The sequence below is a fragment of the Sanguibacter suarezii NBRC 16159 genome (assembly GCF_001552735.1).
GTDB lineage: Bacteria > Actinomycetota > Actinomycetes > Actinomycetales > Cellulomonadaceae > Sanguibacter > Sanguibacter suarezii.
In genome coordinates, this window is sequence record NZ_BCRT01000006.1 from 89,056 (window position 1) to 102,366 (window position 13,311).

Here is a 13,311-nt window from a genome sequence, read left to right on the forward strand (position 1 = left end):
CGCGGTCCGCTGCTGCGGCCGACGTCAGGTGGAGCAGGTGGCGTGGAGCTGAGGGTCAGGGACAGGTGCATCGCTCGGCGACGGGGAACTCGGCGAGGACCTCGTCGGCGTGCATGCCGCAGCCGGTCCAGGTGATCTTGCGGCAGGTGGTGCAACGAACGGGACTGCACATGGTGGTGCTCCTCAGCGGTGTTCAGGGGGTTTGCAACAGGACGGCGCGGTTGATATCTAACGCTTGAAGAGGCGCGAGAAGAAGGATCCTCGGGACGGCTCGGCGTCGTGCCCGGCGCAGCGATCGGCCTTGGGGACTCCCCGCAGGACCTGGTCGACGTGCTGCCCGCAGCCGGCCCAGGTCGTCTTCCCACACTTCTTGCAGCTCACAGCTCTACACACGGTCTACTCCTTGGTGGTTGAGGTTTCACTATACCCCGGGGGGTATAGTCGTCGTAAACCTGACCGTACGCATCGTGGAGGAACGCATGAAGATCATCATCGTCGGAGGGGTTGCCGCAGGGATGTCTGCCGCCACCCGTCTGCGCCGCCTGTCCGAGGAAGCCGAGATCATCGTCCTGGAGGCCGGAGAGCACGTCTCCTTCGCCAACTGCGGCCTGCCGTACTACGCGGGCGGCGTCATCGAGGACCGTGGCGCGCTCCTCCTGCAAACCCCCGAGTCCCTCGCCGCCCGCTTCCGTCTCGACGTCCGCACCCGCAACCGGGTCGTCGACGTCGACGCCGATGCGCACACGGTCACGATCAGCGACCTCGCCTCGGGCGAGCAGTACGTGGAGTCCTACGACAGCCTCGTGCTCAGCCCCGGCGCCCGCCCCGTCGTGCCGCCCGCACCAGGCATGGACCGCGCCCTCGTGCTGCGCGACGTCGCCGACGTCGACCGGCTCGTCGCCGCGGTCGACGGCGCCGGGGAGGGCGGGACCCCCGCTCGCACGGCCGTGGTGATCGGTGGCGGCTTCGTCGGCGTCGAGGTGGCCGAGAACCTCGTCCACCGAGGTATCGCCGTCACCCTCGTCGAGATGGCGGACCAGGTCTTGGCCCCCCTCGACCCGGAGATGGCCATCCGGGTCCAGCAGGAGCTCGCCGCCCACGGCGTCGACGTCCGCACCTCCGCTCAGGTCACCGCCGTGACCGCGGGCGCCGCCGAGCTCTCCGATGCTCAGGGCAACCGCATCGGCGAGGTGCCGGCCGACCTCGTCGTGGCCGCGATCGGCGTGCGCCCCGACACCGAGCTCGCCGTCCTCGCCGGAGCGGCCGTCGGCCCGCGCGGCGGCATCCTCGTCGACGACGAGCTGCGCACCTCCGTGGCGGACATCTACGCCGTCGGCGACGCTGCGACCAAGCGCGACGCCCTCGCCGGCGACGACGCGGGCGAGGCCACGACCCTCATCCCGCTCGCCAACCTGGCCAACCGCCACGGCCGGCACGTCGCCGACGTGATCCTGGGACGGCGCACCAGCATGCGCCCCTCCGTGGGCACCGCGGTCGTCGGCGTCTTCGACCTGACCGCCGCGAGCGTGGGGCGCAACGAGAAGCGGCTGCAGGCCGAGGGGCGCCCCTACCGCGCGATCCACATCCACCCCGCTCAGCACGCCGGGTACTACCCGGGGGCTTCGCAGATGGCGCTCAAGCTGCTCGTCGACCCGGAGACCGACCTCATCCTCGGCGCGCAGGGCCTGGGACGTGACGGCGTCGACAAGCGCATCGACGTGATCTCCACCGCCATCATGGGTGGCCTGACCGCCTCCGAGCTCGCCGACCTCGAGCTTGCCTACGCCCCGGCCTACGGCTCGGCCAAGGACCCGATCAACATGCTCGGGTATGTCGCTGACAATCTGCGCTCCGGGGAGACCCGCAGCGTGCAGTGGCACGAGCTCGACGACCTCGTCGCCCAGGGCGCCACCGTCGTCGACGTGCGGACCGCGGGCGAGCACGCCCGCGGGACCGTGGAGCCGGCGTCCGCAGACGGCGTCGCACTGCCCGCGCTCAACGTCCCGCTCGACGAGCTGCGCGAACGCGCCCGCGCCGAGATCCCCGCGGACCGCCCCGTCGTCGTGCACTGCCAGGTGGGCCAGCGCGGCCACACGGCCGCGCGGCTGCTCACCCAGCTCGGCTACGACGTGCGCAACCTCGACGGCGGGTACCTCACCTGGCGCGACGGGAAGCTCGCGCGCCAGGCGGCTGCGACGGCCCTCGCCCCCGTCGGCGCCTGACGGCACCTCACGCCCAGCCCGGCAGCCCGGCAGCCCGCACGAGGGCGCTGGGCATGCGGGTGCATGCGGGTCAGAAGCGGACGCGCGCCAGCACCCGAGGCTCCGACCAGTGCCCGTGCTCGGACCAGGAGCCCGTGAGGACCTCGGTCCGGCGCCCGGGGGCCGCCGGGTCGAGGTCGGGGGAGTCGGTGTCCGGCTTCCGCACGGTCTCGATGTGCACCTCCCCCTCGGGGAGCGCTGACTCCGTGCCGCTGCCCAGGACCCGTGCGGTGGGCTCGCGCAGCACGGTCTCGCCGTCGGCCTCGACGTACTGGTCCGCCTCCCGGCCACCGGTGAGGATGGTCGTGGCGAGCGCTGTGCGGTAGACCGGGTCGCCGAAGGCGTCATAGACCCAGCGGCGCCCCAGCACCGAGTGCTCCATCGTCGTGATGAGCCACGCCTCCCCGCCCTCCAGCGGTGCGGGACGGTAGGTCAGGGGGACCTGCAGGAGCGGCCCGCCGGCGCGCACGAGCAGCGTCTCCATGCCCACCTCACCGTCGGGGTCGTCGAAGCGGAAGGAGGCGACGAGCGTCGTGCCCGTGCCGGGCCGGCCCTCGAACCACGGCTGGGACGGAGCCCAGTCATCGAGGAGCTCGAGCTTGGTGGGGCGGATCGTCGCGCGGTAGATGTGGGCCATGGTCTGACTCTAGCCAGGGGTCAGGGCAGAATCTCGGTGTGCGTCCAGGTGCCGTCCGCACCCTTGTCGTACCGGGTCTTCAGCGCCGCGACCTCGGGGCCCACCCCCTGCCACAGGTCCACCCGGGTGGGGGTGAAGGCGATCGTCGTCCACGACGCCGGCATCGGCAGGTCCTCGGGGGGACTGGCCGCGTGGTGGGCCACCCGGTCGGCGACGTGTTCCGCGCTCGTGGGGACCTCGGCGGAGACGACGTCCGGGTCGATGGCACCGCCGCCCGCCTCGGCGAGCACGTCGTCGTAGGCCCAGGCGACGAGCTGGAGCTGGCGCGGCCGGGTGGGGAAGGCCGCGCGAGACGTCGCCTCGTCGAGCTCGGTCGCGTGGCCGTGCAGCACCACCTGACGGCCGATCTCAGGCCAGAAGAAGACCGCGGAGGCGCGCGGGTCGGCGCGCAGGTCGCGGGTCTTGGTGGTGGGGACGGAGGAGTGGAAGCGCACGTGCTCGGAGTCGATGAGCGTGCTCAGCACGGTGCGGGCGTGCGGTGCGCCGTCGGGCCCGACGGTGGCGAAGGTGAGGGTGTGCGGGCTCCGCGAGCCAGCCGCGGCGGCCTCCTGGACCCACTGCGCCACCGTCGCGAGCGGGTCCTCGGAGGCGGTGACCTCCCGGGGCGCGGTGCCGGCGGTGATGCTGGCGTGAGGACCTGAGGTGAGGGGTTCGGCCATGGTCGGGCTCCTTCGGTGCTGTCGAGCGTGCGGTGGGCCGGACGCGTCGGGTCAGTGGGTGGGCGCCGCACCGTCCCCGAAGTCCTCGGGGCCGGAGTGCACCACGAGGATCACGCAGTCCTCGGGACCGACCCGGCGGTGGCGGTGCTGGGTCGAGCCGGGGTAGCCGATGCTCTGGCGTGCGGTGAGGGAGTGCAGCTCGGTGACGGGTTCAGCGCCACCGGCGGGACCTGCCGGGACGCTCAGCTCGACCTCGAGGTGGCCGGAGACCACGTAGACGAACTCGTGCCGGCCATGAGCAAAGTAGCTCTCGAAGATGTCAGGGACGTTAAGGAACTCGGTGACGTCAGCGCCGTCGCGGACGTGGCTGAGCAGGCGCGCCGACCCGGACTGGACGGTCAGCGGGAGGCTGTCCCCGGCGTCGACCAGCCCGGTGCCTGCGGGGTCCGTCGGAGCCGCCTCGGCGAGCAGCGTCTGCTGCGTCGTGCCCAGCGCCTGGGCGATGAGGTAGAGGGAGCGCATGGAGGGTCGGGCGAGCCCGCGCTCGAGCTGGCTGAGGAAGGAGTGGGAGAGCTCGCTCGCCGCGGCCACCTCCACGAGGGTCTTGCCGAGGGTGTGCCGCCGGGCGCGGATGACCGTCCCCAGGCGCAGGTCGACGGTCGTCTCGGGCGATCTGGTGGGCGTTTCGCCAGGGTCTTTGGTCCCTGAGGTCATTGGTCACACATCCGGTTCCTCGTGGTTACGTCCGCGAAACAGACGGTGCTTACCGTTCTGAATGTTAGTCACATCAACATTCATTCGCTGCTGGACACACCACGGAGGTGGACATGGCTCGCACCGCGCAGATCACGGCTCAGACCGCCGCCTCGGTCGCCGCCTCGGTCGCCGCTCGTCCGGCCGTCTGCGCCGCCGCCGAGGACTGGTTCCACGTCGCCGACCTCGACGACGGCATCACGCTCATCTCCGAGCCCGGCCACGTCAACTCCTTCCTCGTCCAGGGCGCCGAGCGCGCGCTGCTCTTCGACTCCGGCCTGGGCATCGCGCCCATCTCCGAGGTCGTCCGCTCGCTCACCGACACCCCGCTCGTCGTGGTCAGCTCCCACGACCACGTCGACCACCGCGGCGGCAACGCCGACCTGGCGGCCCACGCCGACGAGCTCGGTCTCCTCGCCATCGCCGCGCACCCCAGCGCGGTGGGTCCGGCCGCCACGAGCCACCGCGAGGTGGATCCGCAGTTCCTGCGCGACTACGCCGCCGCCATGACCGCCGTCTACGAGGACTACCTCCGCTACGAGGCCCTCGACGAGCAGAGCTTCTTCGTCCTGCGCGGCATCGGCCGCCCGCGCCCCATGCCGGACACCTCCGCGTGGCGCGTCCCCGAGGTGCGTCCCACCCAGGCCCTGCACGACGGCGAACGCATCGACCTCGGCGGGCGCTCGCTGCTCGTCCTGCACACCCCGGGGCACACCGCGGACTCCCTGGTCCTGGTGGACGAGAGCACCGGCGCGCTGCTCGCCGGGGACACGGTCATCGCCGCGGCGTTCTGGCTCCACAACGACGGGGCGGACCTTCCCGCCTTCGCCGCCTCGACCGCGCACCTCGCCGGACTGCCGCTGACCCGGGTGCTCACCGCCCACAACCTGCTCGCCGTCCAGCCGCCGGAGTACGTCGCCGCGGTGGCCCGCGCCGCCGCCAGCGTGCAGACCGGGGGGACCCGCCCGGTGGCCGGGCGGGACCTGCTGGGCAACCCCGTCGACCGCCACAGCCACGACGGCGTCGCGCTGCTGCTGCCACCCACCCACGGTGCGCACCGTCCTCTGAGCGCCGCGGACCTCACTGCCCACCTCACCGCCGACCTCAGCAAGGAGCTCGCATGAGCCAGCCCACGCACGTCCCGGTGACCCGGACCGTCCCGCTCGGCTCTCCCCACGGCGCCGGGCACACCGCCGGCGTCGAGGTCAGCGCCGTGCGGTCGGTGCGCCTGGTCGACGGGACGCTCGCCGACCTCCTCGTCGCCGACGGGCACATCACCGCCGTGCTGTCAGCCGCCGTGCGACCGACCGGCACCGCGCGGCCAGCCGGCACCGTGCGACCAACCGGCGCGGCCGGCGTTGGCGTCGAGCTCGACGCGACCGGGTGGCGGGCGCTCCCCGCGGCCTCCGAGCCGCACGCCCACCTCGACAAGGCGCTCAGCGGGGAGCGGGTCGACTACTTCTCCGGCACCACCGGCAACGACCTCTCCGCGGCGATCGAGCAGTGGCGCGGGCTGCTCTCCACGATCGACGAGGCCGACGTCCGCGACCGAGCGACCCGCGCCGTCGAGCGCTACGTCGCCCGCGGGATCACGAGCATCCGCACCCACGTCGACTTCCCGCTCACCGGCGACCCCCTGCGCGGGCTCAAGGCCCTCACCGCCGTGCGCGACGCCCTCGCCGGAGTCATGACCATCCAGGTCGTGGGCCTCGCCGGGCAGCACACCGATGACGCGGTGCTCGCCGACGCGGTCAGCCTCGGCCTGGACGTCATCGGCGGCTGCCCGCACATCTCCGAGGACCCCCACCGCGAGACCACCCGCATGCTCGACCTCGCCGAGCGCACGGGCCTGCCCGTCGACCTGCACACCGACGAGCAGACCAGCGCCCACGAGCTCGACATCGTCGACCTCGCCCACCAGGTCATCGCCCGCGACCTCGGCCAGCTGGTCACCGCCAGCCACTGCGTGCGGCTCGGCTCGCTGCCCCCCGAGCAGCTGCGCCCGGTCCTCGACCTCGTGGCCCGCTCCGGGATGGGCATCGTGACGCTGCCGATCACCAACCTCTACCTGCAGGGCTGGGACGCCACGCACCTGGCCCCCCGCGGCCTCACCGCCGTCCGGGCGATCCTCGACGCGGGCATCCCGCTGGCCGCCGGCGCGGACAACCTCCGCGACCCCTTCAACCCCGTCGGCCGGGCAGACCCCTTCGAGACGACGTCGCTGCTCATCACCGCCGGCCACCTCACCCCCGTCGAGGCCCTCGCCGCCGTGACCACCGGCGCCCGCACCGTCCTCGGCCTGCCCGCCGTGCTCGACGCCGGACCCGGCCGCGCCGCGGCCCCGGGCACCCTGGACCCCGGCACCCCGGTGGCTGCCGACCTCGTCCTCGTCCCGGACGTCGACCTCGGCGACGTGCTCGCCGGGGCGGTCGACGCCCGGGTCGTGCTGCACGCAGGTCGCGTTCTCGCCGACTCCCGGGTCTCGCGGACCCTGGCCCTGCCCACCTCCCCCCACCTGACCTCGACAGCCTCGGCCGCCACCCGCACGGCCCCGAACCGCTCCACCCAGGACCCCGCTGGAACTCCCGACCGACCCGTCCTCGAGCACGTGAGGTGATCACCGTGACCGCACCCACCGACGTTGTCCACGAACGCATCCAGCACATCTCCCAGACCCGCACCCTTGTCCTGGACGACGTGTCCAAGACCTTCCCGACCGGCACCGTCGCCCTGACCGGCGTCAACCTCACGGTCGCCGCAGGCGACTTCGTCTCCGTCGTCGGCCCCTCCGGCTGCGGCAAGTCCACCCTGCTCCGCCTGGCCTCCGGGCTCGACGACGCCACGACCGGCACTGTCGAGGTCAACACCGACTCCACCAGCTACGTCTTCCAGGACCCGACGCTGCTGCAGTGGCGCACCGCCCAGAAGAACGTCGAGCTCATCGGGGAGCTGCGCAGCAGGTCCAAGATCGAGCGCCGCAAGGCCGCCCAGGAGGCCCTCGAGCTCGTCGGGCTCGGTGGCTTCGAGAAGCAGTACCCGCGCCAGCTCTCCGGGGGCATGCGGATGCGCGTCTCCCTCGCCCGGGCGCTCGTGGCCGAGCCGGACCTCTTCCTCTTCGACGAGCCCTTCGGCGCCCTCGACGAGATCACCCGCCTGAACATGCAGACCGAGCTGCAGCGGCTCTTCGCGCTCAAGCAGTTCGCCGGCCTGTTCATCACCCACTCGGTCTCCGAGGCCGTGTACCTGAGCACCCGCGTGATCGTCATGAGCGGCAGGCCCGGGACGGTCGTCGCCGACCTCCCGGTGCCGTTCTCCTACCCCCGCCCGCCCGAGCTGCGCTTCGACCCCGCCTTCGCCGAGCTCTCCGGCACGGTGTCCGCAGCGCTGGAAGGAGACCACCGATGACCGCCGAGACCCGCCCCGTGAGCGCACCCACCCAGGTCGTGCCCGACGCCGTCCACCCCACCGTCAGCCCCACCGTCCCCGTGGCGGTCGCCTCCGCGCAGACCCCCGACCCGGCCACCGTCGAAGCGGAGGCTGCCAGCCCCGCCGGTCCCACCCGCCCCACCCGCCCTACGGCGTCGGGCATGCCCTGGCGGGTGACCAAGACCATCGGCGCGAGCGCGGGGCCGGTGCTCGGCGCCTTCGCCGGCGCGATCGCCCTCTGGTACGCGATCACCTACCTCGTGCTCCCCGAGGGCCGCCGGTTCCTGCTCCCGCCGCCGCACCAGGTGCTCACCGAGTCCGTCCTGGACTGGTCCAAGGTCCAGCCGATGCTCGAGGCGCTCACCCTCACCGCGCAGGTCGCGATGACCGGGCTGGCCATCGCGGTGGTGCTCGGCGTCGGGCAGGCGATCCTCATGAGCCAGGCGCGCTGGCTGGAGAAGTCGCTCTACCCCTACGCGGTGGTGCTGCAGACCATCCCGATCCTCGCCCTCGTCCCGCTCATCGGGCTGTGGTTCGGCTTCGGCTTCACCTCCCGGGTCATCGTCTGCGTGATCATCGCGCTGTTCCCGATGATCTCGAACACGCTCTTCGGCATCCAGTCCGCCGAGCCAGCCGCCCACGACCTGTTCACCCTGAACAAGGCCACCCGGGCGCAGCGGCTGTGGAAGCTGCAGATGCCCGCAGCCGTCCCGTCGATGTTCGCGGGCCTGAAGATCTCCGCCGGTCTGGCCGTGATCGGCGCCATCGTCGGTGACATGTTCTTCCGCCAGGGCGCACCAGGGATCGGCAGCCTGCTCGACGTCTACCGGGCCCGCGTGGAGTCGGAGAACCTGCTCACCGCGATCGGCCTGGCCTCGCTCTTCGGCGTCGTCGTCTTCGCGGTCTTCTCCGCGGTCGACAAGGCCGTCATGACCCGGTGGTACGGGAAGCGCTGACCCTGGCCCCTCCCGCCGCCTGACCCATCTGACTCATCGTCCAACGACCCGCGACCGCGGGCCGTCCCACCTCGCACACCCTTTTTCACCGCTCGCCCGTGGCAGACCCCAACCCCCTCTCAACCCTTTCACCAAGGAGTTGCACCATGATCCGCTCCAGAGCAGCCGTCATCGCAGGGTCCACCGTCTCCCTCTTCTCCATGCTGGCGCTGGGCGCCTGCTCGAGCGGGGACGACACCGCAGACGCCTCGACCCTCGAGGTGCCCGCCGCCGAGAAGGGCTCCGCCCTCGACCTCGCGGACGTCTGCCCCGCGACCGTCGTCTTCCAGCAGGACTGGGAGCCGGAGGCCGAGCACTCCGGCATGTACTCCCTCGTCGGTGCGGACTACACGATCGACGCCGACAAGAAGCGCGTCTCCGGCTCGCTCGTGGCCCAGGGCGTGGACACCGGCGTCGACATCGAGGTCCGCCCCGGCGGGTCCGCGATCAGCTACCAGTCGGTGACCTCGCAGATGTTCGTCGACGAGGACATCATGTTCGGCGCCGTGAACACCGACGGCGCGATCGCGTCGTCGGCCAAGCAGCCGGTCACCGCGGTGGTCGCCCAGCTCAACGTGTCCCCGCAGATCATCATGTGGGACCCCGAGACCTACCCGGGCGCCACCACCGTCGCGGACATCGCGGCCGACGGCGCCTCGATCGTCGTCTCCGGTGGCGGCAGCAACCTGGGCGCGCTGCTCTCGGGCAACGGCACCGTCCCGGCCGACCAGATCGACCCGTCCTACAACGGCGACCCCTCGCGCTTCGTGGGCGACCCGACGATCGCCCAGCAGGGCTTCGCCACGGCTGAGCCGTTCATCTACGAGAACGAGATCTCCTCCTGGGGCAAGCCTGTGGCCTACCAGCTCGTCTCCGAGGTCGGCTACACCATCTACCCCGAGCCGCTCGCGGTGCGCACCGCGGACCTCGAGGAGTACCGGCCCTGCCTGGAGAAGATCGTGCCGATCCTGCAGCAGACGCAGATCGACTACCTCGAGGACCCGGCGTCCACCAACGCGCTGATCGTCGAGAAGTACAACACCGGCTGGGTGTACTCCGCCGGCGTCGCGGAGTTCTCCCACCAGGCGATGAAGGACCTCAAGATCGTCCAGACGGACACCTCCGGGATCTTCGGCGGGATGGACGCGGACCGCATCCAGACCGTCATGGACACCTTCACCCCGATCCTCGAGGCGAGCGGCACCGAGGTGGCGGACGACCTCACCCCCGAGGACCTGTTCACCAACGAGTTCCTGGACACGTCGATCACCCTCGACTGACCGACCTGCGCACCGCTGACAGACAAGGACCCTCATGATCCTCAATCCCGAGGGTGCTGCCGCCTTCGCCGACCTCGTCACCCGCGAGCTCGGCGACGGCGTCGCCAGCACCGACCCGGCCCTCATCCAGAAGTGCTCCTCGGACTGGTCGCGCATGTCGCCGATCCTCCAGGAGAAGCTCCCCCCGGGCCGCTACAACGCCGACCTCGTCGTGCGGCCCACGACTCCCGAGCAGGTGCCGGCCTTCCTCAAGCTCGCCTACGAGCACGACGTGCCTGTGGTGCCGCGCGGGGCGGGGACCGGCAACTACGGCCAGGCCACCCCCTTCACCGGGGGAGCGGTCCTCGACCTGCGCGGGCTGGACGCGATCACCGAGATCGGCGACGACTTCGTCATCGCCCAGGCGGGAGCCAAGCTCACCGCGATCGACTCAGCGGTGCGCGCCCAGGGCCAGGACCTGTGGATGTTCCCCTCCACCAAGGGCTCCACCATCGGCGGGTTCGTCGCCGGGGGCAGCGCCGGGACCGGCACGGTCGAGCGCGGCACCACCGCCGACGGCTTCGTGGCGGCCATGACCATCGCGCCGTGCGACGGCTCGGGCCGGTCTTTCCGGGTCGAGGGCGCCGACACCATCCCCTACATCCACACCTACGGGGTGACCGGGATCGCGACCGAGCTCACCGTCCGCACCGACCCGGCCCGGCACTGGGTGGCCGTCTACGCCGCCTTCGCCGACTACGGCCAGGCCATCGCGGTCCACCGCACCCTGCCTGACCTCCCGGTGCTGCCGCGGCTGGCCTCCCTCGACGAGCCGGGCCTGGTCGCGACCCTGCCCGCACCGATCGAGCTCGATCCCACCCGCACCAGCCTGCGGATGATCCTCGAGGCGTCCACGGTCGAGGAGGTCTCGCGACGCGTCGTGGCCGGCGGTGGCGAGGTGGTCGCGGTCATCGACGACTACGCCGCGACCGACACGCTCTCCTCCATGTCCTACAACCACCCGGTGTACTTCCTCCAGCAGTCCGGGTACCCCTGCTTCCACCTGGAGGTGGGCGGCAGGGCGCTGTGGGACAGCCCGGAGCTCATCCGCACCGTGTACCCCAACGCGATGGTGCACGTGGAGCTGCGGACCATGGGTCCGCTCGGCATGTACGTCGCGGACTACGAGTCCGAGGACCAGGTTCTCGGCGGCTTCGCGGCCCTCGAGGAGCTCGGTGTGGGGATCCACAGCCCGCACCAGTGGCTGGTGGACCGGCACGTCGCCGAGGCTCTCGCCACCGCCCCGATCACCGACCCCAAGGGTCTGCTCAACCAGCTCAAGCTCGACCGAGACGGCGTGATCCCCGCGCGGATCGACACCAGGAATGAGGCTCTCGTTGCCCGCACCCCAGTTCGTTGACCTGACCTTCCAGCAGATCGCAGCCCTGCCCGAGGACACGGTGGCGATCCTGCCGCTCGGTGCCATCGAGCAGCACGGTGCGCACCTGCCGGTCTCCACCGACTACCTCGTGGCCACGAGCGTGGCCGAGGCGGCTGTCGCCTCGGTCGCCGAGGCGGGGACGGCGAACGTCGTGCTGCTGCCGGGCCTGGCGTACACGAAGTCCGACGAGCACCACTGGGCCCCGGGCACCATCTGGCTCACCTGGGAGACGCTCATGAACACCCTCATCGACATCGGGCGGTCCCTCGCGACCTCGCCGGTGAAGAAGCTCATGTTCGTCAACGGCCACGGCGGGAACTCCGCCCTGGGCCAGGTCGCCTGCCGCGAGCTGCACCGGCGGTTCGGGCTGCAGACCTTCTTCGCCCACTCCTCGGTCCCCAAGGACCAGGGCGGGGTGGCGGCGGTCGACGTCGAGAACGGCTTCGGCGTGCACGGCGGGCACTCCGAGACGTCGATGGTCATGCACCTGCGTCCCGAGCTGGTGCACATGGACCTGGCCACCCGGCAGGTGCCCGAGACGATGGGGGAGTACAAGCACATCGGCTTCGGCAAGTCGGTGAGCTTCGGCTGGACCTCGGACGACTTCGGTCCCGGCGGTGTGATCGGGGACCCCACAGGCGCCTCGGCCGACCACGGCAAGCAGCTCTTCGAGGCGGCGGTCGCCAAGATCGCCGAGTCCATCGTCGAAGCCAGCACCTTCACCATCGGCTGACTCCCCCGCCCGCTGCCCCCGCCCCGCCCGCCCCGCCCACCCCCGCCCACCCCACCGCCCATTTCCGCTGACTGCTGGGTTGTACACGCGAAATGGCCTCTTGGGCGTGTACAACCCAGCACTCAGCGGGTGGGAGGGGGTGGAGGGGCGGGTGGGTGGGGGTGTTTGGGGTGGGTGGGGTCTGGGAGGATGGGGGCGGCGTCGGGCAGTTCCGACGCCGGGCGCTCGCGCCCGATCCCGCACACCTCTCGGAGGCGCTCGTGTCCCGCCCACCCCTGCTCGTCGCCTTCGACCTGGACGACACGCTGGCGCCGTCCAAGTCCCCGCTCGACCCGCGGATGGCGACGTTGCTGCTCCAGCTCGTCGACGTCGTCGAGGTCTGCGTGATCTCCGGCGGGCAGTTCGGCCAGTTCCAGATGCAGCTCATCGAGAAGCTCGACGGCGCGACGCCGGAGCAGCTCGCTCGCCTGCACCTCATGCCCACCTGCGGCACGCAGTACTACCGCTACGCCGGCGGGGACTGGGAGCAGGTCTACGCCGAGAACCTCACCGAGGACGAGAAGGCGCGAGCACTGGCCGCCGTCGAAGGCTCCGCCCGTGAGCTCGGGTTGTGGGAGGACGAGACCTGGGGCCCGATCCTCGAGGACCGCGGATCGCAGATCACCTTCTCGGCGCTGGGCCAGGCCGCGCCCGTCGCCGCGAAGACCGCGTGGGACCCGACGGGGGAGAAGAAGACCGCGCTGCGCGAGGCCGTCGCCGCCCAGCTGCCTGACCTCGAGGTCCGCTCCGGCGGGTCCACGTCGGTGGACATCACCCGCAAGGGCATCGACAAGGCCTACGGCATGACCAAGCTCGCCGAGATCACCGGCGTGGACCTGGCGGACATGCTCTTCGTCGGAGACCGCCTGGACGAGGCCGGCAACGACTACCCGGTCCTGGCGATGGGCGTGGAGTGCCGCGCCGTCGAAGGCTGGGAAGACACCGCCGCCCTCCTCGACGACCTCATCCCCACCCTCCCCCTCCCCGCCCAGCACTGACGCCCGGGCCCGGCCCGGCCCGGCCTGACCCGCCCCGGCCCGGCGGGCCC

At 71.8% G+C, this 13,311-nt stretch carries 14 protein-coding genes; 9 read left to right on the forward strand and 5 right to left on the reverse strand.

Annotated elements, in window-relative coordinates; translation table 11 throughout:
• Positions 1-55: 55 nt before the first annotated feature.
• Together SS2_RS18330 and SS2_RS18335 are read right to left on the reverse strand one after the other, a co-directional pair.
• On the reverse strand, positions 56-172 hold the full coding sequence (locus SS2_RS18330; RefSeq protein ID WP_500799064.1) for a DUF8730 family Cys-rich protein: 117 nt from the start codon (positions 170-172) through the stop codon (positions 56-58).
• Positions 173-228: 56 nt separating this feature from the next.
• Positions 229-393: a DUF8730 family Cys-rich protein gene (locus SS2_RS18335; protein WP_157607165.1), complete on the reverse strand. Its 165-nt coding sequence runs from the start codon at positions 391-393 to the stop codon at positions 229-231.
• Between the two features lie 86 nt (positions 394-479).
• On the opposite strand from SS2_RS18335, the gene SS2_RS03005 reads away from it, so the two are divergent.
• On the forward strand, positions 480-2,222 hold the full coding sequence (locus tag SS2_RS03005) for an FAD-dependent oxidoreductase (RefSeq protein ID WP_066460908.1): 1,743 nt from the start codon (positions 480-482) through the stop codon (positions 2,220-2,222).
• Positions 2,223-2,292: 70 nt separating this feature from the next.
• Here the strand turns inward: SS2_RS03005 and SS2_RS03010 are convergent, their stop codons facing one another.
• From SS2_RS03010 to SS2_RS03020, 3 genes are read right to left on the reverse strand one after another with little or no spacing between them, the layout of a single operon-like run.
• Positions 2,293-2,898: a CG0192-related protein gene (locus SS2_RS03010; RefSeq protein WP_066460911.1), complete on the reverse strand. Its 606-nt coding sequence runs from the start codon at positions 2,896-2,898 to the stop codon at positions 2,293-2,295.
• 20 nt (positions 2,899-2,918) lie between these two features.
• On the reverse strand, positions 2,919-3,617 hold the full coding sequence (locus SS2_RS03015) for a pyridoxine/pyridoxamine 5'-phosphate oxidase (protein ID WP_066460913.1): 699 nt from the start codon (positions 3,615-3,617) through the stop codon (positions 2,919-2,921).
• Positions 3,618-3,668: 51 nt separating this feature from the next.
• Positions 3,669-4,331 carry a helix-turn-helix domain-containing protein gene (locus SS2_RS03020; RefSeq protein ID WP_066460917.1) on the reverse strand — a complete coding sequence of 221 codons (663 nt, stop codon included), beginning with the start codon at positions 4,329-4,331 and terminating at the stop codon, positions 3,669-3,671.
• 113 nt (positions 4,332-4,444) lie between these two features.
• On the opposite strand from SS2_RS03020, the gene SS2_RS03025 reads away from it, so the two are divergent.
• From SS2_RS03025 to SS2_RS03060, 8 genes are all read left to right on the forward strand, one after another.
• Positions 4,445-5,494 (forward strand): MBL fold metallo-hydrolase, encoded by a 1,050-nt coding sequence (locus SS2_RS03025; protein WP_083941615.1) that lies wholly within the window; start codon positions 4,445-4,447, stop codon positions 5,492-5,494.
• Entirely contained in the window at positions 5,491-6,987 is a 1,497-nt protein-coding gene (locus SS2_RS03030) for an amidohydrolase family protein (RefSeq protein WP_157607166.1), read from the forward strand. The genes SS2_RS03025 and SS2_RS03030 overlap by 4 nt, the downstream gene beginning before the upstream one ends.
• A 5-nt stretch (positions 6,988-6,992) precedes the next feature.
• Positions 6,993-7,775, forward strand: coding sequence for an ABC transporter ATP-binding protein (locus SS2_RS03035; protein WP_083941636.1), 783 nt, complete (start codon positions 6,993-6,995; stop codon positions 7,773-7,775).
• Positions 7,772-8,752: an ABC transporter permease gene (locus SS2_RS03040; protein ID WP_083941617.1), complete on the forward strand. Its 981-nt coding sequence runs from the start codon at positions 7,772-7,774 to the stop codon at positions 8,750-8,752. The genes SS2_RS03035 and SS2_RS03040 overlap by 4 nt, the downstream gene beginning before the upstream one ends.
• A gap of 146 nt (positions 8,753-8,898) precedes the next feature.
• A complete protein-coding gene (locus SS2_RS03045) occupies positions 8,899-10,071 on the forward strand; it encodes a substrate-binding domain-containing protein (protein WP_066460919.1) in 1,173 nt (390 codons plus the stop codon).
• A 34-nt stretch (positions 10,072-10,105) separates the two neighbouring features.
• Positions 10,106-11,470: an FAD-binding oxidoreductase gene (locus tag SS2_RS03050; RefSeq protein WP_066460921.1), complete on the forward strand. Its 1,365-nt coding sequence runs from the start codon at positions 10,106-10,108 to the stop codon at positions 11,468-11,470.
• On the forward strand, positions 11,448-12,224 hold the full coding sequence (locus SS2_RS03055) for a creatininase family protein (protein WP_245643316.1): 777 nt from the start codon (positions 11,448-11,450) through the stop codon (positions 12,222-12,224). Before SS2_RS03050 ends, SS2_RS03055 begins: the two co-directional genes overlap by 23 nt.
• A 260-nt stretch (positions 12,225-12,484) precedes the next feature.
• On the forward strand, positions 12,485-13,261 hold the full coding sequence (locus SS2_RS03060) for an HAD-IIB family hydrolase (RefSeq protein ID WP_066460965.1): 777 nt from the start codon (positions 12,485-12,487) through the stop codon (positions 13,259-13,261).
• The last annotated feature ends 50 nt before the right edge of the window (positions 13,262-13,311 follow it).